This is a genomic window from Streptomyces sp. NPDC017979, from assembly GCF_044328175.1.
GTDB lineage: Bacteria > Actinomycetota > Actinomycetes > Streptomycetales > Streptomycetaceae > Streptomyces.
Genome location: NZ_JBIRGU010000001.1, coordinates 423,169 through 448,255, shown reverse-complemented (window position 1 = coordinate 448,255; position 25,087 = coordinate 423,169). Strand labels below are relative to the sequence as shown.

The window sequence follows — 25,087 nt, the reverse complement described above, 5'->3', positions numbered from 1 at the left end:
CCCGCCTTGCGCTTAACCCTGGGGGCCATCCGACGGCCCCGGCCACGATGGGGAAGGTGAGTACGGATGCAGCCGATCGTCGACCCTGTACCTATGGCAGCGCAGATGCGCGACCACGTCACGGAGTTCGTACGGCGCGTCAATGAAAGGGCGGGGCTCCCCCTCGACTACTCGGTGAGAAGCCTGCGCGTCGTCGACCGGGTGGTGGACGGCCTCAGACGGGGCGGGGCCGAAGGGGCCCGGCCGATGGAGACGCTGTTCGGGTTCGGCGCGTACGCCGGGGAAGTGCTGGTTCGTCGGGCCGGTGGCCTCTGGGTCGACCTCGACGCCGAGCAACGGGAACTGTTCGGCCAGCCGGTGGGCGTCCGGATGCTCGACGGGCGGAGCTGGAATCCCATCGGGAAGGTCCTGAAGCGCTTCGAACGCGGAACGGAGGAGTCGCTGGTCCTCTTCTATCTCCAGCTCCACGGGCGGCGCCGGGGCGGCCGGCTCCGGAGCGGGTCGGTTCGCGATGTTTCCATGGGCCGGAGACATGATTGACGATGTGTCAGCTTGCTGATGTTGCGGATACTCCGCGAGTGAGTGAACGCCAGGCTTCACCGGATTCGTTCGGCCTGTGGCCGAGAGAGCCGGCGCCCGCCGCTCCCCGACGTACGGGCTCCCGCGACGAAGACGCGGATACGGGGTAGCGCGGGCCTGCATACACTGGCTCCGGTTCGGGCCGGCCCGCTTTCCGGAGCTGTGGCCGCAGGCCACACAGGGGACGGGGAGGCGTGGCGCCGTGGAGCCACTGAGAGAGGACGACCCGAAGGAGATCGGGGGATTCACGCTCGTGTGCCGGATCGGGGCGGGCGGCATGGGACAGGTCTTCCTGGGCGAGTCCGCTGCCGGCCACCAGGCTGCCGTGAAGGTGATCAAGCCGTCCGTCCTCGACGAGGACACCCGCGCGCGCTTCCTGTCCGAGGTGGACAGCCTACGCACGGTGTACGGGCCGTTCGTCGCGGCCTTCGTGGGGGCCGACGCGAAGGCCGACCAGCCCTGGCTCGCGGTGGAATACGTCCCGGGGCCGGATCTGCGCACTCTCGTCGCCGGGCACGGTCCTCTGCCGCTCGTCGAGACCGCCAGCCTCGGAGCGCTGCTGGCGGAGGGCCTCGGCACGGTGCACGACGCGGGGCTGCTCCACCGCGATCTGAAACCGCAGAACATCCTGCTCTCCCTGTACGGCCCCAAAGTGATCGATTTCGGTCTCGCCGTGCTCGCGGAGCGCCGCACCACCCTGACGGCCACGGGATTCGTCGTCGGCAGCGTGCTCTGCATGCCGCCGGAGCAAGCCAGGGGCGAGCAGCAACTGGACCGGTCGGCCGATGTCTACGCACTGGGTGCGGTACTGCTGTTCGCCGCAACCGGGCACTATCCGTACGAAGGGCCGACCTGGCAGGCCGTCGCTCTGCAGATCGAGGACCCGGAGACCTCTCCTGATCTGACGGACGTCCCACCGGAGCTCAGCCCACTGATCAAGGACATGCTGGCGCTGGACCCAGCTGCCCGGCCGGCTCTGCCCGAGGTCATCGAGCGGCTGGTGCGCACCATTCGCGACCAGGGCCTGACCGCCCTCCAGGCCAAGCGCCGCCTCACCGACCTGACACCCGAGATCGTCGTGCCCCAGTTGCCCGCACCGAGCCCGGAGCCCGCGCCCCAAGCCGACGCGCCGGCCTACACGCCCAACGTCGTCGATCCGACGGAGGGCGAGGGCGAAGGACGGACGGGCGCTTCGGCGTCCGACGGGGACGGGCAGCACGTCCCCGGGGGCGAAGCCCGGAGCGCCGGTCCCCCCGCTCCGCGGGACGTCGTTCCCGAGCCCGCTGCAACCCTGCCCCGAAGCGGCGGGGTCACCAGCGTCCGCCCTTCGGCCCCGCTGCGGATCGCCGAGCGCATCCGGGCCGCGTACGCCCGTGAGGCCCGCTTCTGAGCTGCTGGGGTTCGCTCCCCGGAGCCCGGGCGGGCCACTCCGGCGCCGTGACAGACTTGCGGTCGCCAGGGCCGCACGGCGAACGCGAAGACGAAGGGACCGCGGGGTGACCGACCAGGGGGCGACACAGGACGGGACCCGGTTCCCGCCGGGGGCACAGATCCTCGTACGCGACGAGGAGTGGCTGGTCCGCAACACCACCACGACCGACCACGACGGGGAGCGGATCGAAGCGGTCGGCGTCTCCGAATTCGTCCGCGACGAGGAGGCCGTCTTCTTCAGCGGGATCGACGCCGTGGAACTGCTCGACCCGGAGAAGACCCGCCTGGTGCCCGACGGCTCCTCCTACTTCCGCCGCAGCCGCCTCTTCATCGAAGCCGTCCTGCGCAAGACCCCACTGCCCCAGTCGGAGCGGGGCCTCGCCCTCGCGGACCGCTTCCTCCTGGATCCGCTCGGCTACCAGCAGCGCCCCGCGGAACTCGCCCTGTCCATGCGCAACCTCCGACCGAGGGTCCTGATCGCCGACGTCGTGGGCCTCGGCAAGACGCTGGAGATCGGCCTGACCCTCGCCGAGCTCATCCGCCGCGGTCGCGGCGAGCGCATCCTCGTCGTCACCCCGCAGAGCATCCTGGAGCAGTTCCAGCACGAGCTGTGGACCCGTTTCTCCATCCCGCTCGTACGGCTCGACTCCCTCGGCATCCAGCGCGTCCAACGGGAGCTCCCAGCCGGCCGCAACCCGTTCACCCACTACAAGCGCGTGATCATCTCCGTGGACACGCTCAAGAACATCGGCCAGTACCGGCACCACCTGGAGCGCATCCGCTGGGACGCCGTCGTCATCGACGAGTCCCACAACCTGATCAACCCGGGCAGCCAGCGCCGTGCACTCGCCGAAGTCCTCGCACCGCGCACGGACGCCCTGCTGCTCGCCAGCGCCACCCCGCACAACGGTGACAAACGGTCCTTCGCCGACCTGATCTCCCTGCTCGACCCGGCCGCGATCGCCGACCGCGACCACTACGACCCGGCGGACGACCTCGGCCACCTCTACATCCGACGCACCAAGATCAGCCCCGAGGTCCGGGACGAGATGGGCACCGAGTGGCCCGACCGCGGCCCCACCGTCTCCCTCCACTGCACCGCCACCGAGGCGGAGGAACGGGTCTTCGCCGAACTGGCAGAGCACTGGATCCCCACCGCACCCAAAAGCGCGGAGTTCGGCACGGCCGACGAGGACCCCACGTCCGTCGCCACTGAGGCCGTGTTCGCCTACAACCTGCTCAAGACCTTCCTCTCCTCCCACGTCGCCCTGAGCGAGACGGTCACCAACCGCATCTCCTCGCTCGACGCCCGGGTCCGCAAGGCCGCGGAGAAGGGGCTGCGGCCGGACCCGGCCATCGGCCCCGAGCAGGTCGCCCTCGCCCGGCTGCGGGAGATCGTCGCGGGCATGGGGGACGGCACCGCACCCGGTGACTCCGCCAAACTCGACGCGCTCGTCGAACAGTTGGAGACCATCGGCGTCGGCCCCCGGTCCACCACGCGGGCCGTGGTCTTCTCCGAACGCGTCCGCACCCTCACCTGGCTGGCCTCGGTCGTCCCCGCCCGACTGGGCTTCCCGGTCGGAGCCGACGGCACCGCGAAGGCCGCCGCCGTGATGCACGGCGGACTGAGCGACGACGAGCAGGGAAAGGTCCTGGAGGCGTTCGGCCTCGCCGACACCCCGGTCCGGCTGCTGTTCACCGGCGACGTCGCCTCCGAGGGCGTCAACCTGCACCGTCAGTGCCATCACCTGATCCACTACGACATCCCGTGGTCCCTGATCCGCATCGAGCAGCGCAACGGCCGCATCGACCGGTACGGGCAGAAGCACGAACCCCAGTTCCGCGCGCTGATCCTCACCTCGGCCGTCCCCGGAGCCAAGGACGACCGCACGGTGGCCGAGAAGCTGCTCCGCCGGGAGGAGGAGGCCCACAAACTGGACGGCACGGCCGAGGCCGTGTCCGGTTTCTACCGGGCCGAGGAGGAGGAGCGCCGGCTCATCAGGGAACTCGTCCGGGGTGGTTCGGTCGAGGACTTCCTGGAGCCCGCCCCCACCGACGACACCGCCCTCGCTGACCTGTTCGGCCAGGTGGACACGATCACCGAGCAGGAACTACCCGCACGCGCCGAGCTGATCTCGCTCTTCGAAGGCGACACGGCCGACTTCGTCTCCACCGCCCTCGACGAGGTGTACGAGGAGCGCGCCGAGCAGCTGATCGGCTTGTCGTCCGGCACCGACGCCAAGGGCCGCGCCTACTTCTCGCTCTCCCCGACCATGGCCCCCGACCTGCTCCACCGCCTCAAGGCCCTACCGCCCTCCTACCTCAAGGAGCAGCGCGTCGCCGAGCGCATGGTGGTCACCTTCGACCGCGGCCTCGCGCAGCGGAAGCTCACCGATGCCAGGGACAGCAGCACCACCATGTGGCCGGAGGTCTCCTTCCTCACCGACATCCACCCGGTGGTGGAGTGGCTGACGGACAAGGTCCTCGTCGAGTTCGGTCGGCAGGAAGCCCCGGTCATCACCACACCCCACGTCGACGGCCCGGTCTTCCTCGTTCAGGGCATCCACTCCAACGCCCTCGGCCGCCCTACCGTGGTGCGCTGGATGGCCGTGACCGGCGTCCGCGCGGACGGCACCGGGACGCCCGAGGTGCGTCCCATGGCCGACGCACTGCGCGACGCCAAGGTCGGCCCGCGGCTCGCCCGCACCGGCGGGCCGCGCGACCTGGACCGGCTCCAGGACCTCGTCCCGGCCGCCGTCGCCGCCGCCCGCCACCACCTGGACGAGGGAAGGGCCCAGTGGGAGGAGCGGATCAGCGAACCCCTCGCCTCCTACCGGGCCCACGTCGCCCAGTGGCGTACCGACTCCCTGCTGCCAGGCGTCACGGGCCGCCGCGAGCGTCTCGTGACGGAGACCGCCGACGAACTGGCCCGGCTCCTCGACCAGTTGCACACCACCGGCCGCCCACTGCTGCGCGTCCTGGCCGTCCTCGACCGGCCCGGCGCCCAGGGCGCCTCCGGGGCCCCGGACGGCGCCGACCTTCCGGGCAGGTCCCTCGCCTCTGACGCCCACCCGTCCGACGCCCAGGCGGAGAACTGACGTGACGCACGACTCGCTGGTCAACCAGGGCGACTACCTCTCGCCCCACTACCTCGCCGAGGTCCTGCCCAAGGACCTCAAGGCCAAGGACGGTCTCCTCGCCCGCTGGGCGGCCTTCGAGGAGGAGGAACGCCGCCGTCACGCCGACGCCGTCGCCGAGGCGAAGCGCCAGGGACTCGGCGCCGACTCGGTGCCCGCGCGCGCACGCACCCCCCGCGAGGGGCTGCGGGCCCTGCACGGTTCCTACTTCGCCGGCCGCGCACCGCTCGCCCAGGACGCGGAAGCCCTCGCCGAACCCGGCGCACCCGTCCCCGCCGACTGGCAGAAGCGGGTCACCGAGCTACATCTGGACACCCTGCACGCCCTGGGATACACCGCCGCCCACGAGCAGACCGTCTCTGTCCACCGCGCCGACCACGAGTACGCGGTCCAGGTCGCCCACGCCGAACCCGGCCTGTACGCGATCTCCTGCGGCTGGACCACCAAGCCCGACGCCGCACTCGACCCGGACGGCGCCGGCCGACTGCTCCACCCCGTGGCGCTGGAGGCGTCGGCGACTCCGCTCAAGGACGCCAAGGCCCTCACCGACTTCCTCTTCGCCTGCGACGCGCCCCCGCGCTACGTCCTCCTCCTCGTCGGCGGCGTCGTGGTCCTCGCCGACCGGCTCGCCTGGCCCGAGGGCCGTTACCTGGCCGTCGCCCTCGACGCGGCCCTCAACCGGCGCGACGACCGCCACGGCGGCGAACTCGACACGGTGGCCGCGCTGTTCGGCGCCGACTCGCTGCGCGTCCCCACCGAGGGCGGCACCGCACCGCTGGCCTCCTTCCTCGACAGGTCCGGCAAGCACGCGGTCGGCGTCTCCACGGAACTCCGCGAGGGTCTTCGGCTGAGCGTCGAGTGGATCGCCAACGAGGTCCTGGACCGTCTGCGCGAACCGGGGAACGGCGTCGCCCCGGCCGACCTGGACGACCCGGCCCGCCTCGCCAAGGAGCTCAGCCGCGAGTCGCTGCGCTACCTCTACCGCATCCTGTTCCTCCTGTACGCCGAGGCCAGCCCGGCGCTCGGCATCCTGCCCGCCGACTACCCCGAGTACCAACAGGGCTACGGCCTCCAACGCCTCGGTGACCTCGCGCTGCGCGACCTCGTCGGCGAGCGCTCCCGGAACGGCTTCCACCTGTACGAGTCGCTCGACCTGCTCTTCGAGAAGGTCGAGAAGGGCCACCGCCGCTACGGCACCGAGCCCGAGGACCTGGTGGCGCAGACGGCGGCCCGCGAGGCGGCGGAGGCCGAGAGCGAGGCGACCGGACTCCTCGCCGCCGGCACGATCACCCAGGCCGAGTACACCGAGCGCGTCCGCGAGGCCGACCGCGCCCGCCGCACCGCCGCCCGGAGCATGGGTGCGGGCCTGCGCTTCGAGGCCCTGCGCTCCGAGCTGTTCACCAAGGAAGCCACCCGGCTCATCTCGGACGACCAGATCGAGAACCCGGCCCATCAGGGCGGAGAGGGGCAGCAGCGCCGTCCGCTCCTGGACACCCGGCTGCGCAACGAGACCCTGCACAAGGTGTTGCGCCGCCTGATGCTCACCAAGGGCAGGGGCAAGGAGCGCGGCGGGTTCATCTCCTACGCCCAGCTCGGCATCAACCAACTCGGCGCGGTGTACGAGGGCCTGATGTCGTACACCGGCTTCATCGCCGAGGAGGAGCTGTACGAGGTCGCCAAGGGCGGCGACCCCTCGGGCGGCAGTTGGATGGTCCCCGCCTCCCGCGCCCAGGACTACGCGGACGACGTCTTCGTCCAGCGGGCGAACCCCGAGACCGGCCGCTCCGAGCGGGTGATCCATCCCAGGGGTTCGTTTGTCTATCGCCTGGCCGGCCGCGACCGCCAGACCTCCGCCTCGTACTACACGCCGAAGTCCCTCACCGAGGTCACGGTCGAGCTGGCCCTCAAGCACCGGCTCGACCAGCACGACACCGTCACCCGGGCCAGGGAACTGCTGGAGTGGAAGATCTGCGAGCCGGCCCTCGGCTCGGGCGCCTTCCTCAACGAGGCCATCGACCAGGTCGCCGCCGAGTACCTGCGCCGCCGCGAACACGAACTGGGCCGCCGGGTGGACCCCGAGCTGCGGCAGATCGAGCTCCAGAAGGCCAAGGCGTACGTCGCCCTGCACAACGCCTACGGTGTCGACCTCAACGCCACCGCCGTCGAACTGGCGGAAGTGTCGCTGTGGCTCAACTCCATGCACCCCGGCATGCGGGCCCCGTGGTTCGGTCTGCACCTGCGGCGCGGCAACTCCCTCATCGGCGCGAGCCGGAAGGTCTACCGGGCCGACGTGCTCACCGACGGCCAGTGGCTGGCGAAGAAGAACACCCTGCCACCGACCGACCTGCCGTTCCGCGAGGGCCCCCTGCCCAGCGGCGCGGTGCACCAGTTCCTGCTGCCCGCGATCGGCTGGGGTGCCGTCGCCGGCGAGTCGGAGGCGAAGAAGCTCGCCGAGGACGCCGCGAAGGCGCTGGGGCGGTGGCGCAAGGGCGTGCAGAAGGCCCCGAAGGGGCCGAAGCCGTTCCAGGAACGCGGCGACGAGAGCGCCGAGGCACGACGCAAGCGCCACGACCGCTGGCACAAGGCGGCCGAGAAGACCGAGCTGAACCGGCTCCAGGGCGTCGCCCGGCGTGCCGAGTTCCTGTGGTCGCTGGTCGCGACGCGGCTGGAACTCTCGGAACGGGCAGTGGCCCGCCGCATCGACGTGTGGGGCGCGGACTGGCTGGAGCAGTCCTCGGAGGCGGAGGACAAACAGAAGGTCCTCGACGACCTGACACGGCACGGCACGCCGTACTGGCGCCTGAAGACCGTGATGGACGCGTGGTGCGCCCTCTGGTTCTGGCCGCTGGACAAGGTCGGCGAACTCGACGGCACGGACCCGGTGTACGCGACGGGCGGCGCGCTCGTCGACGAGTCGTCGGTGGCGGGGCTGCTGGGCGGGGCGGATGCGCTCGCTGAGCCTGTGGAGCCGCCGTCTGGCTCCGTTTCTGGAGCCCAACTGTGGAGCGCCGCCGGCCTGTTCGACAACCCGGACGGCGAACAGCAGGAACTGGGCGCGGACATGACGACGAGCGCGAGGCGGAGTGCTCCGGCCCGCAAGACCGTGGCGCCCCGACCGCAGGAACGGAAGACCGTCCCGCTCCAGAGCCTGGGCGACTGGCTGGACTTCCTGGAGAGCGTCCTCGGCAAGGTGGACATGCCCGAGAACTCGCTGCTCTCGGGCATCGACAACCTCAGCCCTGATGAAGCGCTGGAGCTGCTGGCCGACGTGGAAGACCGCCTGGAGGGCTTCCTCGGCATGGAACCGGCCCTGCGGCTGCCGTTCCGCTATCCATGGCTCAACACGGTCGAAGACATCGCCGGCACGACGGAGAAGGACATCAAGGCGGAGGACGGCCACGGCTTCTTCCACTGGGAGCTGCACTTCGCGCATGTGTTCCGGGGGCCGAGGGGCGGGTTCGACCTTCAGGTGGGGAATCCGCCGTGGGTGCGGCCGAGGTGGCAGGAGAACCCGGTTCTCGCCGAGTACGAACCGTGGTTCATGCTCACAGAGAAGCCGACCAAGGCGGAACGGACGCGACGGCGAGACGAACTACTGAAGTTGCCGGGTGCCCGCGCCTACCTCCTTGCCGAGCTGGCGTCGACCAGTGGCATGAGCGAGATGCTCGGGTCCGGACCGATGTACCCCCTGCTTGCGGGGACCCAGCCGGACCTGTACCGGGCGTTCATGTGCCAGACGTGGCTGCACACGGCGCACGTGGGCTCAGTGGGCATGGTCCACCCGGACTCGCACTTCAGCGGCGACAAGGAAGGACGCTTGCGCGAGGCCGCGTACACGAGGCTGCGAGTGCACGGCGACTTCGTGAACGCAGGTAACCGCTTCTTCCCTCCACCTGTGGGCAGGTCCAGCCACTTCGGCGTGCACATCTACGGGCAGGCGGGCGAGATCGGTTTCGACCACCTGTCATGGCTCTTCTCAGTGGATGCCCTGCGCCTGTCGGCGGACGACGACGGCACCGCTCCTGACCCAGGGGTCCGGTACGGCGACAGTTGGGACGAGCGCCCGCACCAGAAGCGAATCGTCCGGGTGGACGAGGCGATGCTGGCTCGTTGGCAGAAGCTGACCGGTGACGAGACACAGCCTGTACGCCAGGCCCGACTGCTGTCGCCGGTGAGTACGGCGGAGGCGCAGGCGATCGATGCACTGGCGGAGTACTCGCTGCGGCTCGCGGATTACGAGCCGCAGATCAGCAGCGGCTACCACGAGAGTGGGGCCAAGGCCGCCGACCTCATCGACTACAACACACCAGGCGACGGCGGCGTGGTCCGACGGCCGCTCGACTGGTCCGAGGTGATCCTCAAGGGCCCGCAGATCGGCCTGGCCAACCCCATGTTCAAGCAGCCGAGCCAGGGTGGCGGCGAGGTCCTGGGCCTCAACCCGATGACGCTGGCGGACGACGCTGTACCGGAGTCCGAGTACGTGTACGTCGCGAAACCTGAGGTGTACCGGGCGGCGCAGGATGTGTGGAGCGATGGCCGGACACTAGCGCAGCTCAAGGCGTCCGAGCGCGAGATGTCGCGGGCGCGGAACGTTGCGGCAGGGCGCTTCAAGGTGGCGTCTTCGGAAGTTACCGAGGAGCAGGTGGAGGCGGAGCTGCTGCGACGGCTGCGGAGGCCGTATACGGAGTTCTTTCGGGTGGCGTGGCGCGAGTTCATCGCGCCGGACACCGAGCGGAGTTTGTACACGGTTATTGCTCCGCCCGGTCCCGCCCACATCCACGCGATCCGAAGTGCCACGTTGGGCGACTCCCGAGCCAGTGCTCTTACCGCGGGTTTCTGGTCCAGCATTCCAGTCGACTACCTGTTGCGTACGACACGTGTGAGGCACCTCGATGTTGCACAGGCGCGACGGCTGCCCGTTCCAATGGCGGATCACCCGCTGGCATCTCCGTTGCTTCTCCGCACGCTGAGACTCAACTGCCTGACGTCTGCCTATACGGAATTGTGGGCCGAACTGTACGAGCCTATGTGGCCCGGCTACGAACCCTGGGCCGTGGAATGGCCGGCTATGCAGCCCCTCCATGAGGTTGGTCCGGCGTGGGAACGGGCGACCCCGCTTCGAAGTGAACGGGCGCGTAGGGCCGCGCTGGTGGAGATCGATGCCCTGGTCGCAGTCTGGCTCGGAGTGAGCGCGGACGCCCTCGCAGCCATGTACAAGTCCCGGTTCCCGATCATGCAGGACTTCGACGCGGTCACCTGGTTCGACGCCAACGAACGCAAGATCGCTGGTGATCGTTACACCTACGGCTTCGGCCAGACAAAAGACCACTACGCGCACCTCCTCGCCTACCAGGCGAAGGAGCGGCACGAACCCCCCGAGGGCTACACCGCCCCCTTCTACAAGGCCAACCGCGAAGAGGAGATGCGCGCGGCGCACGCCCACTTCTCCGCGCGGCTTCAGGATGCCGTCGACAAGGGCGAGTGGACGCCTCCCGCTCCGTGAACGGGAGTGCCCCGCGCCGGAGCAGGTCCGGCGCGGGGCGCTTGCGTGTGGGTCAGTGCTGGGCGGCGTACGTGATGAAGTCGCTCCAGGCGGCGGGGGAGAGGGCGAGTTCGGGGCTCCGCTGGTCCTTGGAGTCCCGGACGTGGATCACTTGCGTGCCCTGAGCGACCTCGACACAGTCGTCACCCTGCGAGCCGCTGTAACTGCTCTTGAACCAGACCAGATCGGACGTGCTCATAGCGCTCCTCGCATCCGCTTCAGCAGGCTCAGCGAATCCTCGGGGTTCAGTGCCTGCGAACGCAGTTTCGCATACCGCTGCTGGAGGAGGCTGATCTCCTTCGGATGGACGATCAGCCGTCCGTTCTGCTGGCCCTCCGAGTAGGCGAACCACTGGTTGTCAGGCGACTCGGCCAGTCGCATGGGCCCGTCCAACCCCGCATGCGTCGGCATCCTCGTCGGCATCACCTGGAACTCCACGTTCCAGTTCCGCTCGACCAACCCGACCACGTGGTCCAGGAGTTCCCGCGTCACCTCCTGCCCGCCCGTCCACCGCTCCAGCACCGCCTGCTCCACGATGAAGTTGAACGCAGTCGGTGGCTTCCGGGTGACCGCCAGCAGCTCCTGGCGTGCCAATCGCGCCGCGATCCGCTGCTCCAACTTCTCCGGCTCCGGCATCGGCGGCACGCTCAGCGACACCGCCCGCGCGTACGCCTCCGTCTGCAACAGGCCCGGCATCACCCGGCATTCGTACGTGTACAGGCTGATCGCCCTCGCCTCCAGGCGGGCCCACTGTCGGAACCAGCTCGCCAGCCCCACCTGGCGGGACAGATGCGGCGCGGCATTCCGTAGCGCCCCCGTGTTGCCGAGCGCTTCCTCCGCGCGCTCCACGAAGTCGCGATCCGGTATCCGCCGGCCCTGCTCGACCGAGGCGACCGTGTGCTTGGAGAAGCGGACCAGGGCGCCGAACTCCTCTCGGCTCAGGCCCGCGTGCTCCCGCAGCGCCTGGACGACCGCGCCGAAGGTGCGCAGGCTGTCCGACGCTTCCGGTTCCGCCCCGCCTGCCTCCGCGGCGCTGTCCGCGCTCTCGTAGGACACCACTGGACACCTCCTGTGCCACCAGCTCGCCGTACCGCTTCCGACTGCGGGCATCGTCACGCGCCGTCATGCGTACTGTCCACCGAACGTGCGCGTACGCTGACTCAGCGTACGCGGGACGATCCTGGTGAATTCGGCTGATCTGGCATCACCTTGGGCACATGACATCACCGTTCACCCCCGCTGCACCACAGGAACCCGTCACCGCACGTGTGTTCACCCAGCGGTTCAGCTCCACCCCGCGCGGAGCCCGCCTCGCCCGTCGGCTCGCGCAGCATCGGCTTGATGCCTGGGGCGTGTCGCAGGGCAGCGAGGCGTACGACACCGCCGCCGTGCTCGTCGCCGAGCTGGCCGCCAACGCCGTCACGCACGGTCGCGTCCCCGACCGGGACTTCGAGGTCACCGTCAGGCTCCTCGGGCGGACCCTGCGCGTCGAGGTCTCCGACACCCGGGGCGAACGCCGGCCTCCAGCTCCCGGCGAGCCCCACCCGGAGGCCGGGCCGCTCGCGGAGACCGGCCGGGGCATGTTCCTCGTCGCGGCACTGGCCGACCGATGGGACATCCTCGACCGCGTCCCCGTCGGCAAGACCGTCGTCGCCGAGGTGGACCTACCGCGCTGACGGGCCCGGACGTCGCACTGACAGGCCACCACCCCGTCTATAGGCTGGCCGGGCACGGCATCGGCAGCGGAAGGCAACGGGGAGCATGACGGAAGCGGACGACGGCGACGGTAGCCGGGGCACTGGACGGAGCCGGCCCGCGGGACCCCGAGGGTACGCCGCGCCGGAGGACGTCGACGGAGGGCAGGACGCACTCCTCCTGCCGCTGGGGCCGCGCCTCGAAATCGGCTCCGACGGTCGGCCGACCGGCGTCGAGCTGGAGCTGCCCGCCGACGAGGAGGGCGAGGAGGGCCCGTACAGCGACGCCGACGGCATCTCCGCCCCGTTCCGGCCCGACACCATCAGAATCCACACGGCGACCACCAACGTGGACGTGCTGCTGTCCCGGCTGAGAGAGGGCATGATCGACCTCGCACCGGACTTCCAGCGTCGCGCCGGGATCTGGGACGACGTCAAACAGAGCCGTCTGGTCGAGTCGCTGCTGCTGCGCATCCCGATCTCCAACTTCCACATGGCCGAGGACGACGAGGACAAGTGGGCCGTGGTGGACGGCGTCCAGCGGCTCACTGCCATCGCCCGGTTCATGGCACCCGAGATCACCGGCCTCGGTCCGCTGACCCTCCGAGGCCTGGACTACCTCCAGAACTTCCACGGAAGCGCCTACCAGGACCTGACCGGCCGGCTGAAGATCCGGCTGCGCGAAACCCAGCTCACCGTCCACGTCCTGCAACAGGGCACCCCGGATTCCGTCAAGCACAACGTCTTCTCCCGGATCAACACGGGCGGTGTCCCGCTGACGGCACAAGAGCTGCGACACGCGCTGGTGCGCGGGTCGGCCCGGACGTTCCTCGCTGATCTGGCCGAGGACCCGACGTTCGGCGAGGCCACCCGGTGGAGCGTGTCCGACGAGCGGATGGCCGACCGGGAGATGGTGCTGCGCTTCCTCGCCTTCCGCCTGACCAATCCGGCCCAGTACGCCGAGAACGACTTCGACCGCTTCCTCACCGACGCGATGTACCAGGTCAGCAACCTCGCCGAGGACCGGCAGCAGCAGTTGGCGCGGGAGTTCCGGATGGCCATGCGGTCCGCGAAGGACCTGTTCGGGCAGCACGCCTTCCGCAAGTGGCACGGCGGATCGGGTCGTGCACCCATCAACAAGGCCCTGTTCGAGACGGTCTCGGTCCATCTCGCTCTTCTCGACGATCAGGAACGCGACAGGCTGGTAGCGTCCCGGGCACGGCTGCTCGACAGGTACGAGGAGCTGCTGAAGGACTGGGACTTCGACCGGTCGATCTCCGTCGGCACCGGAGCCCCGGCGAAGGTCCGCACAAGGTTCCAGCACGTGGCACGTTTGTTCCGGGGGGTAGCTGAACATTGATCGATCGTCTGACGCTGCACAACTTCAAGGCGTTCCAACACACGGAGCTCACCCTCGGCCCGCTGACCCTTCTGACCGGGCTCAACTCGTCCGGCAAGAGCAGCGTCCTCCAGGCCCTCGGCCTGCTCCGCCAGTCGTACGAGGCCGGCGACCTCGCGGTCTCCCAGTACCTGCCCGAGGCGCGTCGGGCAGGCATGGCGGTCAGCGTGGCCAACCAGGGCCTCCTACTCAACGGCGAACTCGTGGGTCTCGGCACCGGGGACGACGTCCTGCACGAGGACTTCGCGGAGGACGAGGCCAGGATCGGCCTCGGCGTCGACGAAGGGGCGTACCACTACCGCTGGACCGTCGAGTACGAAGGTGAGCAGAACCTGCTGCCGCTGCTCGACGTGGACCTGCCGTACACCTCGGAGGGCCGGGACCGGCCCACCGGACCGGAGGCCGTGGCCCCGTCCTTCCTCACCGCTCCCTTCCAGTACCTGCACGCCGACCGGATCTCACCGGCCGAGTTCTACCCCCGCGACCACCACGCGGCCGTCGGCCGCGGCTTCCTCGGCGTACGGGGCGAACACACCGTCAACTTCCTGCGTCACCACGCCCGCGACGAGGTCCCCGAAGGCCCGCTGCACCATCCGAAGGCGGAGTCGGACCTCCTGCTCGACCAGACCGCCGCCTGGATGGGCGACCTGTGCCCCGGAGTGGACATCCAGGCCGACGCCATCGAGGGCGCCGACGCCGTACGCCTCTCGTACGGCTTCCAAGGAACCCTCGGGCCCACCAGGCGCCGCCGCCCCACCAACGTCGGCTTCGGCCTCACCTACGTCCTGCCCATCGTGGTGGCCTGCCTCACCGCCCGCCCCGGCTCCCTGGTCCTCCTGGAGAACCCGGAGGCGCACCTGCACCCCCAAGGGCAGACCCGGATGGCCGCGCTCGCCGCCGCAGCCGCCGCACAGGGCGCCCAAGTGATCATGGAGACGCACAGCGACCACGTCATCAACGGTGTGCGGCTCGCCGTGAAGCGGGGGCGGCTCGCCCCAGGACAAGCGGTGTTCCACTTCTTCCGCGGCGACGGCACCGGTGTGGAGGTCGTCAGCCCGCGGGTCGACACCGACGGCATGCTCGACCAGTGGCCCACCGGCTTCTTCGACGAGCTGGAGAACACGCTGGACCAGCTCATCGGCTGACACCTGCCCAGGGGAGGGCGGGAAACAGCGCACACATCGTCACGGAGGGGGAGACGTGCCACAGCTGTTCCTGAACGAGAAGTCCTGCGAGACGACGGCCGACCCGGATCGGGTCAACCGTGCCATGACCGAGCTGGTCAAGGCCGTGCTCGCGGTGGCCAAAGAGGACCGGGCGGGAACTCTGCTCGTCTCCAGGGAGCCGGTCAAGGCCCTACAGCTCGCTCAGGGCCATGCCATCGGCAAGTGGATCGGTACGCCAGGCACCAAGGACTTGTGGCAGCGGTTGGTGATCCTCCAGTCCAAGTGGCCGCTTCGAGCCGCCTTCCCCGACGGGGAGTCTCACTCCGACGTGGAGTACCGGCACGACGGGGACGCCGTCGAAGGGCTCGGCGCAGCACACCTGACCGGTGGCCTCGGCGTCTCGCTGCCGGTGGAGCCGCGCTGGGACGCCGAGCGGCTCACCCTCGTCCGGGAGGAACTCCTCGACGACGAGGACGGTGGCTCCGCGCTCACCGAGGTCGAGGTGGGGCACGCCGCGAGGCCCGAGCACGTAGCCAGCCATCTGCCGTGGATCCGGCGGGGCGCGGACACCGTCCTGCAGAAGGCCGTCGAGGGCCTGCGGTCTGGTGCCGACCTGTGGAGGCTGCGCTCCGAACTCTTCCCGCTCCTGCAGTTCACACGGCTGTCGGAGCAGCATTTCGTCGAACTGCCCGAGGTGTGGGTGCGGGCGGTGGGCGAACGGCTGGGAGAGCTTCAGGACGCGGTCAGCGACTGGGACCCGGACCGGCAGCCCATTTCGCCCCAGTGGCGTTCCTACGTCCGCACCGAGTTCGAGGTGCGCCGGCGCTTCTGCTGGTTCCCCGACGACGACGGAGAGAACCGGCTGTTCGACTGGCACTGCGACTTCCTGCCGAAGCCCGGCCGAATGCACTTCCGGCTCCTCCACGAGGCGCGCACCCTGCGCATCGCGTACGTCGGGCGGAAACGCGGCGTGTGAGCCGGGCCCGTTACCGTAGCGCTGAAGGGGCACCTTCAGCCTGCCCCGCTCCCACCAGCGCCCCAGCACCAAGACGGAGGACCACGCGTGCGTCCCACCCTCGCCGCCGATCAGGTACGGGCCAGCCTGAGCCAGTACCTCGCGACGACGTACGCGCTCGCCGACGAGAGCACCCGCCGTGCCCTCGAAGGGTTCCTCGGCGACGCCGACGACGGCATCTTCCGCGGCCCCTACCTCCGCATCCGCACGCCGTTCAGGACCGCCGAGGACGAGAGCTGGAAGCGGCACCTGACCTGGCACCCCGACCTGACCCCGTACCGGCACCAGGAAATCGCCTGGGAACGGCTGTCCACCCTGCACGGTCCAGCGCGGCCCACCCTCGTCACCACCGGTACGGGATCGGGCAAGACGGAGTCGTTCCTGATCCCGTTGCTCGACCACTGCTATCGGCAGCGGCAGGCCGGCCGCGAGGGCGTCAAGGCGATCCTGCTCTACCCCATGAACGCCCTCGCCACGGACCAGGCCCATCGCATCGGCAAGCGGCTCGACGATCCGAGGGACACCCGGCTGCGCGACGCGGGCGTGCGGGCCGCGCTCTACATCGGCGACAAGCCGTCCCAGGAGTTCAAGCAGACCAACCCCGCGATCGCCGTCGACCGGGACGAGATCCGGCGCACCAGGCCGGACATCCTGATCACCAACTACAAGATGCTCGACCTGCTCCTGCAACGGCCCGAGGACCAGCGGCTGTGGGAGGACGCCCCGCTCGCGTACGTCGTCCTCGACGAGTTCCACACCTACGACGGCGCCCAGGGCACGGACGTCGCCATGCTGCTGCGCCGCCTCGGCTCGGTCACCCGGCTCGCCGAACCCGGACGCCCCCTGGGGCCGGTCTGCCCCGTCGCCACGTCGGCCACCCTCGGCGAGAACGGAACCGGAGCCAGCGGCACCGGCCGAACCGGGCGGGGCGCCGCCGAACGACCGGGCGGCGGGCCCGGCATGCTGGAAGTCGCCGAGCAGGTCTTCGGCGTGCCGTTCCCGCCCGAAGCGGTCGTCGGCGAGGACCGCCGCTCCACCAAGGACTTCACCGGCGAGAGCGACTTCACCCTGCCGTTCCCCTCACCCGAGGAGGTCGCCGGACTCGGCGACCCCACCCGCGATGCGGGCGCCATGGACGACCTCATCGCGGCGTTCACCGGGCTGAGCGGACCGAACCCCGAGGAACTCGGGGCCGTCCTGCGCCGCCACCGGCTGACCGCCGCCGTCCTGGAGATCCTCGACGGCACCCCGAAGACCCTCGCCGAGATCACCGAGGTGTTGCCCCGCTACGCCTACCACTGGGGCATGGCCGTGCAGCAGCGACCGCGGGTCGCCGCCCAGGCCCTCGCCCGCTACATCGCCCTCCTGTCGTACGCCCGCGACCAGAAGCACCCCGGCCGACCGCTGCTGTCCGTCGAGATCCACCACTGGGTGCGTTCGGTCTCCCGCGTGCTGCGGGGCATCAGCGCGGCACGGGCCGAGTTCCGCTGGGACGACGAACGGGTCACCTCCGGCGGGGCGCTGGCCAGCAAGGACCGGCGCCCGGCCGTCCGGACTTCGCCGTACGACGGGGAGGAACCCGCCGTACCGCTCGACGCCGTCGAGCCGGCCGCTGTACCTGCCCACGACAGCGCACCGCCGCCCGCCGAGGTCTTCCTGCCGGCCGTCTTCTGTCGTGAGTGCGGACGCTCCGGATGGGCCGCGTACTCACCCGAGGTCGACCCCTCCGACCTCGAACTGAACGCCACGAAGATCCGCCGGGCCTCGGTCGGCCGTGACAAGAGGCGGGTGCGCAACATGATCGCGGCGACCCCGCAGGAAGTGCACGAGGCCGCGTTCGGAGCCGGGGCGGAGCGCCGTCGCGGCGGACCCGCCGTCATGGTCCTCGAAGGCCGCGGTGGACGGCTGCGCCCGCTGTCGCCCGAGGCGGACTTCACCGCCCCGGTGGACGGCGAGGGCCCGCGCCGGCCCCGCCCCCTCCACAACGCCTCTTTCGTCCACGCGGACCTCGACGGTGACCGGGCCGCGGAACGCGACCAGTGCCCCGCCTGCCGCACCTTCAACTCCATCCGCTACCTCGGCACCGGACTCGCCGCGCTCGCCGCCGCCGCCGTCACCCAGCTCTTCACCGGCGGCGAGCTCGACAAGGAGCTCGGTGAGGACAAGACCCTCCTCTTCAACGACTCCGTGCAGGACGCCGCCCATCGCGCCGGATACGTCGCCAGCCGCTCGTACACGTTCTCCCTGCGCGCACTGCTCGCCAGCAGCATCAGCGAGGACGCGCCGATCAACCTGAACGACCTCGCCGCCGACCTCATCGCGGACGTCGTCGACAGCAAGGCGGTCCAGGCCGCCGTGATCCCGCCCGACCTTCACCTGGTCCGCGGCGTGGACACGCTGCTCTCCGGCCGTAGCCGCGGCTCCCGGGCCACCTGGGAACTGATCGCGCAGCGCCTGGCGTTCGCCACCGTCATGGAGTTCGGCCTGAAGTCCCGACAGGGCCGCACCCTCGAACTGACCCGCACCGTCGCCGCCGACGTGCCCCTCCCGGACCCGGACGCCGTAGCGAACCTCGTACGGGAGATCCTCCTCACCACACCGGGAGAGATCGCCCTGCCCGACGGATCGGTGCCCGGTCCCGACCGGTACACCGGCTTCGTCAGGGGCCTGCTGGAGCGGATGCGGATCCGAGGCGCAGTCCGGCACGCCTGGCTGGACCCCTGGCTGGACCAGGCGGGGGTGCGCCGGTGGGCGATCTGGGGCGGACGCGAAACCGGGATGCCGGCCTTCCCCCGAGGCGTATCCGCGCCCGCATTCCTGCTCGGCGCTCCCAAGCAGGGCAGTGAGGACTTCGACGTCCTCACCGGCCGGCTCGGCTGGTACCAGGACTGGACCGTACGCGCCCTGGGGCTGCGCCCGGAGGCAGCCTCCGCCTTCCTTTCCCGGCTGTTGCCCGCACTCGCCGACGTCGGTGTCGTCTCCGCGCGCACCGCGCTCGACGGCACCACTCGGGTGTACGGACTCCAGCCCGGCCACATCCAGGTCCGCAGACTCGCCGACGACGCCCTGCCCGACGCCACCGCGCACTGCCCGCGCTGCTTCTGGGAACAGACCGTCCACCCCGACCTGGCCGATCAGTGGCACGGACAGCCGTGTCCCCGCTACCGCTGCGGGGGCACCCTCGGCACCGGCCGCGACCTGGACAGCGGGCTGCGGCAACGGGACTTCACCGACGACTTCTACCGGCGCATGTACCGCGAGGCCGGCGTCTTCACCATCAACACCGCCGAGCACACCGGCACGCTCAGCCGCGCCCAGCGCGAAGCCGTGGAGAAGGCCTTCCGCGAGGGCACCCGCGTCCACTACGCCAACCCCCAGGTGCTGTCCTGTACGCCCACACTGGAACTCGGCATCGACATCGGCGACCTGTCGGCCGTCGTCCTCGCCTCGCTTCCGAAGGGGCCGGCCAACTACATCCAGCGCGTCGGTCGTGCCGGCCGCTCCACCGGCAACGCCTACCTGCTCACCATGGTCGACCGGGGCCCGCGGGACCGCTACTACCTCGAAGAACCCCGGCTCATGATCGCCGGGGACGTCCTGCCGCCCGGCTGCTACCTGTCGGCGGCCGAGATCCTGCGTCGCCAGTACCTGGCCCACCTCCTCGACCTCGCGGGCGCCGGACGCCTGACCGCCCCCGACGGAACGCCCCTGCGGCCACTGCCGGGGCGCGCCACCGAGCTGTTCGGCGCCTCGGCCTGGCAGGCCGAGTTCGCCGAAGCCGCGCTCGCTGCCGGACCACGGCTCGTGCAGGTCTTCCTGGACCTGTTCCCCCCGTACGACGAGAGCCGTGGCACCGGCGTCAGCCCTCAGGCCCGCGCCGCCGTCGTCACCTACGCCACCGACCCCGGCGACGAGGGACTGAAAGGCGCGTTGGAAACTGCGTGCCGACGCTGGGAGGACCGCCGCGCCGACCTCCAGCGCCGGATCGAGGCCATCGATCGGGCACACGGACTGCTCATCGCCGGCGACCCCGACCACGAGCGGCAGGGGCGCGAACTGCGCGCCGAACGCCGGGACGTGGCACGCGTCTCCCGTGAAATCAGCCGCACCACCGCGCACGGCGCCCTGGTCGACCTCGGCCTGCTGCCGAACTACAGCCTGATCGACTCGGCCACCGAGCTGGAGGCCACCCTCACCTGGACCGAGAAGACCGCCGACGGAACTCGCACGAACCACAGCAAGACCCTCCGCCACAGCCGTCCCGCACGCCTCGCGCTCTCCGACTTCGCCCCCGGCAATCACTACTACGCCCAGGGCTACAAGCACCGCGTCACCGGATTGGACGTCGGCAGTCCCGGTCGCCCGGCCTGGCTTTGGTGGCGCGTCTGCCCCGACTGCGGCCACATCCGCACCCACCGTGCGGAGCAGGACTCCTCACCCTGCCCCCGCTGCCGGTCCGCGGCCATCGGAGACGTCGGCTGCCTGCACAGGGTCCTCGTGCCGCGTCGCGTCACATCCCGGGACGAACGCGACGACGTCCGCGTACGCGACGACAGCGACGAGCGGGAACGGCGCCACTACACCGTCGTCCCCGCCGTGGACATCGACGCACACGACATCGAACAGGCGTGGAAACACCGACACGTCACCTTCGGTTGGGAGTTCACCCGCCAGGCGCACATCCGCCACCTCAACGTCGGAGCCTCCCGCGTGGACGGCGGCACGGACACGGCCTTCGCCGGACAGGAAGTCCGCCTCAACCCCTTCTGGGTCTGTGACGCGTGCGGCTTCGCCGACCCGGACGGCGGCCCCGCTGCCCACGGCGCCGCCGACACGTCGGCCCACGCCAAGTACCACCGCCCGTGGTGCCCCAGACGGCGCGCCGGAGCCGACGCCGTACGACAGGGCGAGAGGGTGCTCCTCGCACACGAGCTGCGCACCGACGCGCTGCGCATCCTCATTCCCGCCGTCACTGCACACACCCGGGAACGGCTCGCTTCCTTCAAGGCGCTGTTGCTGGCCGGCATCGCCCGCAGTTACGGCGGTGACCCCGACCACCTCGCGGTCGTCACCGACTCCATGCCCGAGGAGCGCGGCGAGACCCCACTGCGCCGCCACTTCCTCGTCCTGTACGACACGCTTCCCGGTGGCACCGGATACCTGCACCGCCTCGCCGGCCAGGACGGACTCAAGGGCGTCCTGGACGACGCCCGACAGGTGATCGAGACGTGTGTGTGCGTGGGCCAGGGCAGGTCCGCGTGCCACCGCTGCCTGCTGCGGCACGTCACCAACGGCGAGTACGAACTCGTCTCCCGTGAGCACGCTCTCGACATGCTCGGCGACCTGTTCGGCCGCACCGCCGACGGCTGGAACGTCGAACCGGTGGCCACCACGCGGGACATCACCCTGGTGCACCAGGTGGAGAGCGAGCTGGAGGCGTTGTTCCGGCGCGGGCTGCTGGAGTGGGCAGACCGGGTGGACGACGTCAGCGTTCGCAGCGCGCTCACCGCCGACGGCACCAGGGACACGACCCTGCGCTTCACCGCGCCCGACGGAACTGTCCGCGGTTGGCAGATGGAGACCCAGACACCGCTCGACTACACACGGCCGGACGTGGTCTTCCGCAGCACCGACGACGACCGCCGGGTGGCCGTCTACCTCGACGGCTACCGGTACCACGCGAGTCCCGAGCACCTCACGGCCGAGGCCGACGCGGTGAAGCGCACCCGGCTGCGCGCGGAGGGATGGCAGGTCTTCCAGCTCACCTGGGACGACGTTCAGACATGGACCGGACGGACCGGTCCTCAGACCGACCCCGTGTGGAAGCCGTACCCGAACACCGCGCAGAAGACGGCCATGGACATCCACCGTCGGATGCATGCAGGAGACACCCGCGACCTGCCGCGGCTGGTGTGGGCCAATCCGGTCGAAACGCTGATCGGCTACCTCACCGACCCGGACCCCGACGCCTGGCGCCGGCGCACGCAGAGCGCGCTCGCGGGCTTCGCCGCCGTGTCGGCGACCAGCCGGGCCCTGGCGGACGGTGCGGAGATCGAGCGCAGGATCAGCGAGGCGCTGTGCGGGCGCCGGTTGGCCAAGGGCCAGGGCGCCGTCCAGGTCATGGCGACCCGGGACGCGTCGGGGTGCCCGCTCACCATCGCGCTCGACCTGCGCAGGGGGCAGAGCGGGGCGTCCTGGACGGCGCTGACCGTCCTCGACGACAGCACGGACGCAGTCACGAACGACGAAGCCGCCCACCGCAGGCGCTGGCAGGCATGGCTCTACTGGAGCAACCATCTCCAGTTCCTCGATGCGGGGGAAGGGGACGGGGTCCAGCTCACGACCGGGATGCTGCCCGGATTCGACCCGACCGAGCTGACGGTCACCGGCGGAGCCGGCTGGCTCACCTCCCAACGGAAGGCGCACGACAAGGCCGCGGGCGTGGAGCAGCCGGCGGCGGAGCGGCAGAGCGCCGCGCAGGGTCCCGCGGCTGTGCGGGACCCCGCCTGGGACGAGGTCATCGAGTTCCTCATCGATGATCCCGGCCTGCCCGCGCTCGCCCGGGCCCTCGCCGACCTGGGTCTACCCGCTCCGGTGGCCGGCCACGAGCTGGGAACGGCCGCCTGGCCGGCCGAGCTCGCCTGGCCCGCCCGGCGCGTGGGCGTCGTCCTGGCGCACCGCCCGGACCCGGTGAGCAAACGGGACGTCGACGCCGAGCAGCGGGACCAGGCTTACCAGGACGCGGGCTGGCACGTCCGCACCGCGGCGGAATGGGACGCCGACGAACTCGCCGGGCTGGTGCGCGATGACGCGGCCAGGGCGAGGAACGACCAGGAGGGGAACGAGCGATGACGGTCACCGGCGCGCCGAGGGCGGGCGTGACGCTGCGTCTGTTGGACAAGGCGGACAAGGAGATCGTGAAACTGGACCGTACGGTCCTCGGGGCGTTCTACAAGTTCCAGCACGACTTCCGTCGCAACCCCGACGCCGGTGGCCTCCACCTCAAGCAGTTGGAAGGCCACGACCGGCTGTGGTCGGCCCGTGTCAACCGCGAGTGGCGGGCCCTGATGATCCGCCTGGGCGGCGACGACTGGCTGCTCGTCTCGGTCAAGCACCGCAGCCACGTCCACAAGAACCTGGACCGGTTCAACTACGGCATCAACCACATCACCGGCGCCATCGAATACGTCGACCTCCAGGTCGTCGAGGAGAGCGTGCTGCGCCGCGGCGCCACAGCGCCCGCTGCTCCTGTCCCGGCTCAGCAGCCGGGACGGCCGGAGCCGTCGGAGGTGCCTCTTTTCGCCGCCTACACCGACGAACAACTCGCCGACCTCGGCGTCGCCGAACCGCTCATCCCGATCGTCCGGAAACTCACCACGGACGACGAACTGCTCGGCCTCGCCGAATACGCACCCCGCCACACCGGGGAAGTACTCCTCCGCCTGCGCGACGGTGCTTCCTACGGAGCGGTCATGGAAGAGGTCACGGCGCCCGTCGCGGTGCCGGAGCCGGAGCGCAACCTCGACTCCGACGACTGGCAGACGGCCGTCGACCGCTCCCAGGCCGTGGTGATCACCGACGACGAGTCCCTCCAGAGCATTCTGGAGGAGGGCGACTTCGGACGGTGGAAGATCTTCCTCCACCCCACCCAGGAAAAGCTGGTCCACCGCCACTATTCCGGTTCGGCCCGCGTCAGCGGCGGTCCGGGGACGGGCAAGACGATCGTCGCGCTCCACCGCGTGTGCCACCTGGTGCGAAAACTCCCTCCCGGCCGTGACAAGCCCGTCCTGCTCACCACGTTCAACCGGAACCTCGCCGCCGACTTGCGCGCGCGACTCCTCTCGCTGGGTGGCCCCGGTGTCCTGGCCCGCGTCGACATCGCCCACGTCGACCAACTCGCCACCCGCATTGTCAGCGAGGCGGACCCGGGCAACGCGAATCGGCGGATCGACGACACGGCGGCGCTCCGCGAGTGGCGGGAGATGCTGGTGGAGGTGGGGAAGACCCGCTGGAGCGCCGAGTTCCTCAGCGACGAGTGGAACCAGGTCATCCTCGGCCAGGCCGCCACCTCCCGGAGCGCCTACTTCGCCGCCCGGCGCGCGGGCAGGGGACGGAGTGTCACCCGCGCGGACCGCGCCGGGATCTGGCAGCTCGCCGAACGCTTCACCCAGCGGTTGGAGACCAAGGGGTTGGAGACGCACCGCCAGGTCGCGGAACGGGCCGCGCGGCTGGAGATGGCGCGCAAGGACAAGATCGACAAGCGGTCCAAAGAACGCGAGGAGCGAGGCGGCCTGGACAACCTCCACGTCGAGGCCGGCTCGGGCGCCTGGCTGCGCTACCGGTACCGGCACGTCGTGGTTGACGAGGCACAGGACCTCAGCGCGGCCCATTGGAAGCTGCTGCGCGCCATGGTGCCGTCCGGGCCGGACGACATCTTCCTCGTCGGCGACACGCACCAACGGATCTACGACAATCAGGTCACCCTCGGCAGCCTCGGCGTCCACATCCGTGGGCGGTCCTCCCGGCTGACACTCAGCTACCGCACGACCCGGGAAATCCTTCGCAGCGCCATCCAGGTACTGGGCGGCGCCGACTACGACGACCTTGACGGCGACGCCGACACCCTCGCCGGATACCGCTCCGTCCTCCACGGCCTGACACCGTCGTTGCGCGGCGCGCGGAGCTGGGACGAGGAGATGGACCTGGTGGTGGAGCAGTTGAAGACCTGGCACGACGTGCCCCGTGAGTCCACGGCGATCTGCGTCCCGACCAACGACATGGTGACCCAGCTCGCCGACCGTCTCGCCCGACGCGGCATCACCCCGACGGAGATCACGAACGACGGTCCGCGCAGCGACCAGGGAGTGCACATCGGCACCATGTACCGCTTCAAGGGACTGGAGTACCGCTGCCTGGTCATCGCCGGAGCGGCCGACGGACTCGTCCCCCGCTCCTCCGTGGACGCCTGGGAGCACACGGACCCGAGCCGCCACCAGCGAGAGCTGCAACGGGCACGTTCCCTCCTCTTCGTCGCGGCGACCCGTGCCCGTGACGCGCTCGCCATCACCTGGCACGGCGAACCGAGTCGCTTCCTCACGCCGCTTCTCCCACCGCGCTGAAGGCG

The 25,087-nt window shown here is 70.4% G+C and carries 12 protein-coding genes; 10 read left to right on the top strand and 2 right to left on the bottom strand.

Annotated features, from left to right (window positions below; translation table 11 throughout):
• Positions 1 to 66 precede the first annotated feature (66 nt).
• The 4 genes from ACH4E8_RS01880 to ACH4E8_RS01865 all read left to right on the top strand — a co-directional run bounded on the left by ACH4E8_RS01880 (position 67) and on the right by ACH4E8_RS01865 (position 10,650).
• A complete protein-coding gene (locus ACH4E8_RS01880; protein WP_398443373.1) occupies positions 67 to 540 on the top strand; it encodes a hypothetical protein in 474 nt (157 codons plus the stop codon).
• A gap of 241 nt (positions 541 to 781) precedes the next feature.
• The gene (locus tag ACH4E8_RS01875) at positions 782 to 1,969 is read left to right on the top strand and encodes a serine/threonine-protein kinase (protein ID WP_398443372.1); all 1,188 of its coding nucleotides are present in this window, start codon (positions 782 to 784) and stop codon (positions 1,967 to 1,969) included.
• A 106-nt stretch (positions 1,970 to 2,075) separates the two neighbouring features.
• Positions 2,076 to 5,108: an SNF2-related protein gene (locus ACH4E8_RS01870; protein ID WP_398443370.1), complete on the top strand. Its 3,033-nt coding sequence runs from the start codon at positions 2,076 to 2,078 to the stop codon at positions 5,106 to 5,108.
• A gap of 1 nt (position 5,109) precedes the next feature.
• Positions 5,110 to 10,650, top strand: coding sequence for a hypothetical protein (locus ACH4E8_RS01865; RefSeq protein WP_398443368.1), 5,541 nt, complete (start codon positions 5,110 to 5,112; stop codon positions 10,648 to 10,650).
• Between the two features lie 52 nt (positions 10,651 to 10,702).
• On the opposite strand, the gene ACH4E8_RS01860 is transcribed toward ACH4E8_RS01865, so the two are convergent.
• Together ACH4E8_RS01860 and ACH4E8_RS01855 are read right to left on the bottom strand one after the other, a co-directional pair.
• A complete protein-coding gene (locus ACH4E8_RS01860; protein WP_398443366.1) occupies positions 10,703 to 10,888 on the bottom strand; it encodes a DUF397 domain-containing protein in 186 nt (61 codons plus the stop codon).
• Positions 10,885 to 11,745 carry a Scr1 family TA system antitoxin-like transcriptional regulator gene (locus ACH4E8_RS01855; RefSeq protein ID WP_398443364.1) on the bottom strand — a complete coding sequence of 287 codons (861 nt, stop codon included), beginning with the start codon at positions 11,743 to 11,745 and terminating at the stop codon, positions 10,885 to 10,887. Before ACH4E8_RS01855 ends, ACH4E8_RS01860 begins: the two co-directional genes overlap by 4 nt.
• 161 nt (positions 11,746 to 11,906) lie before the next feature.
• On the opposite strand from ACH4E8_RS01855, the gene ACH4E8_RS01850 reads away from it, so the two are divergent.
• From ACH4E8_RS01850 to ACH4E8_RS01825, 6 genes are all read left to right on the top strand, one after another.
• A complete protein-coding gene (locus ACH4E8_RS01850) occupies positions 11,907 to 12,365 on the top strand; it encodes an ATP-binding protein (protein ID WP_398443362.1) in 459 nt (152 codons plus the stop codon).
• An 85-nt stretch (positions 12,366 to 12,450) separates the two neighbouring features.
• On the top strand, positions 12,451 to 13,743 hold the full coding sequence (locus ACH4E8_RS01845; protein ID WP_398443360.1) for a DUF262 domain-containing protein: 1,293 nt from the start codon (positions 12,451 to 12,453) through the stop codon (positions 13,741 to 13,743).
• Positions 13,740 to 14,927 (top strand): DUF3696 domain-containing protein, encoded by a 1,188-nt coding sequence (locus ACH4E8_RS01840; protein ID WP_398443358.1) that lies wholly within the window; start codon positions 13,740 to 13,742, stop codon positions 14,925 to 14,927. Before ACH4E8_RS01845 ends, ACH4E8_RS01840 begins: the two co-directional genes overlap by 4 nt.
• 55 nt (positions 14,928 to 14,982) lie before the next feature.
• Complete coding sequence (locus ACH4E8_RS01835) at positions 14,983 to 15,924, top strand: hypothetical protein (protein WP_398443356.1); 942 nt, start codon at positions 14,983 to 14,985, stop codon at positions 15,922 to 15,924.
• Positions 15,925 to 16,011: 87 nt separating this feature from the next.
• The gene (locus tag ACH4E8_RS01830) at positions 16,012 to 22,815 is read left to right on the top strand and encodes a DEAD/DEAH box helicase (RefSeq protein WP_398443354.1); all 6,804 of its coding nucleotides are present in this window, start codon (positions 16,012 to 16,014) and stop codon (positions 22,813 to 22,815) included.
• Positions 22,812 to 25,082: a UvrD-helicase domain-containing protein gene (locus ACH4E8_RS01825; protein ID WP_398443352.1), complete on the top strand. Its 2,271-nt coding sequence runs from the start codon at positions 22,812 to 22,814 to the stop codon at positions 25,080 to 25,082. Before ACH4E8_RS01830 ends, ACH4E8_RS01825 begins: the two co-directional genes overlap by 4 nt.
• The last annotated feature ends 5 nt before the right edge of the window (positions 25,083 to 25,087 follow it).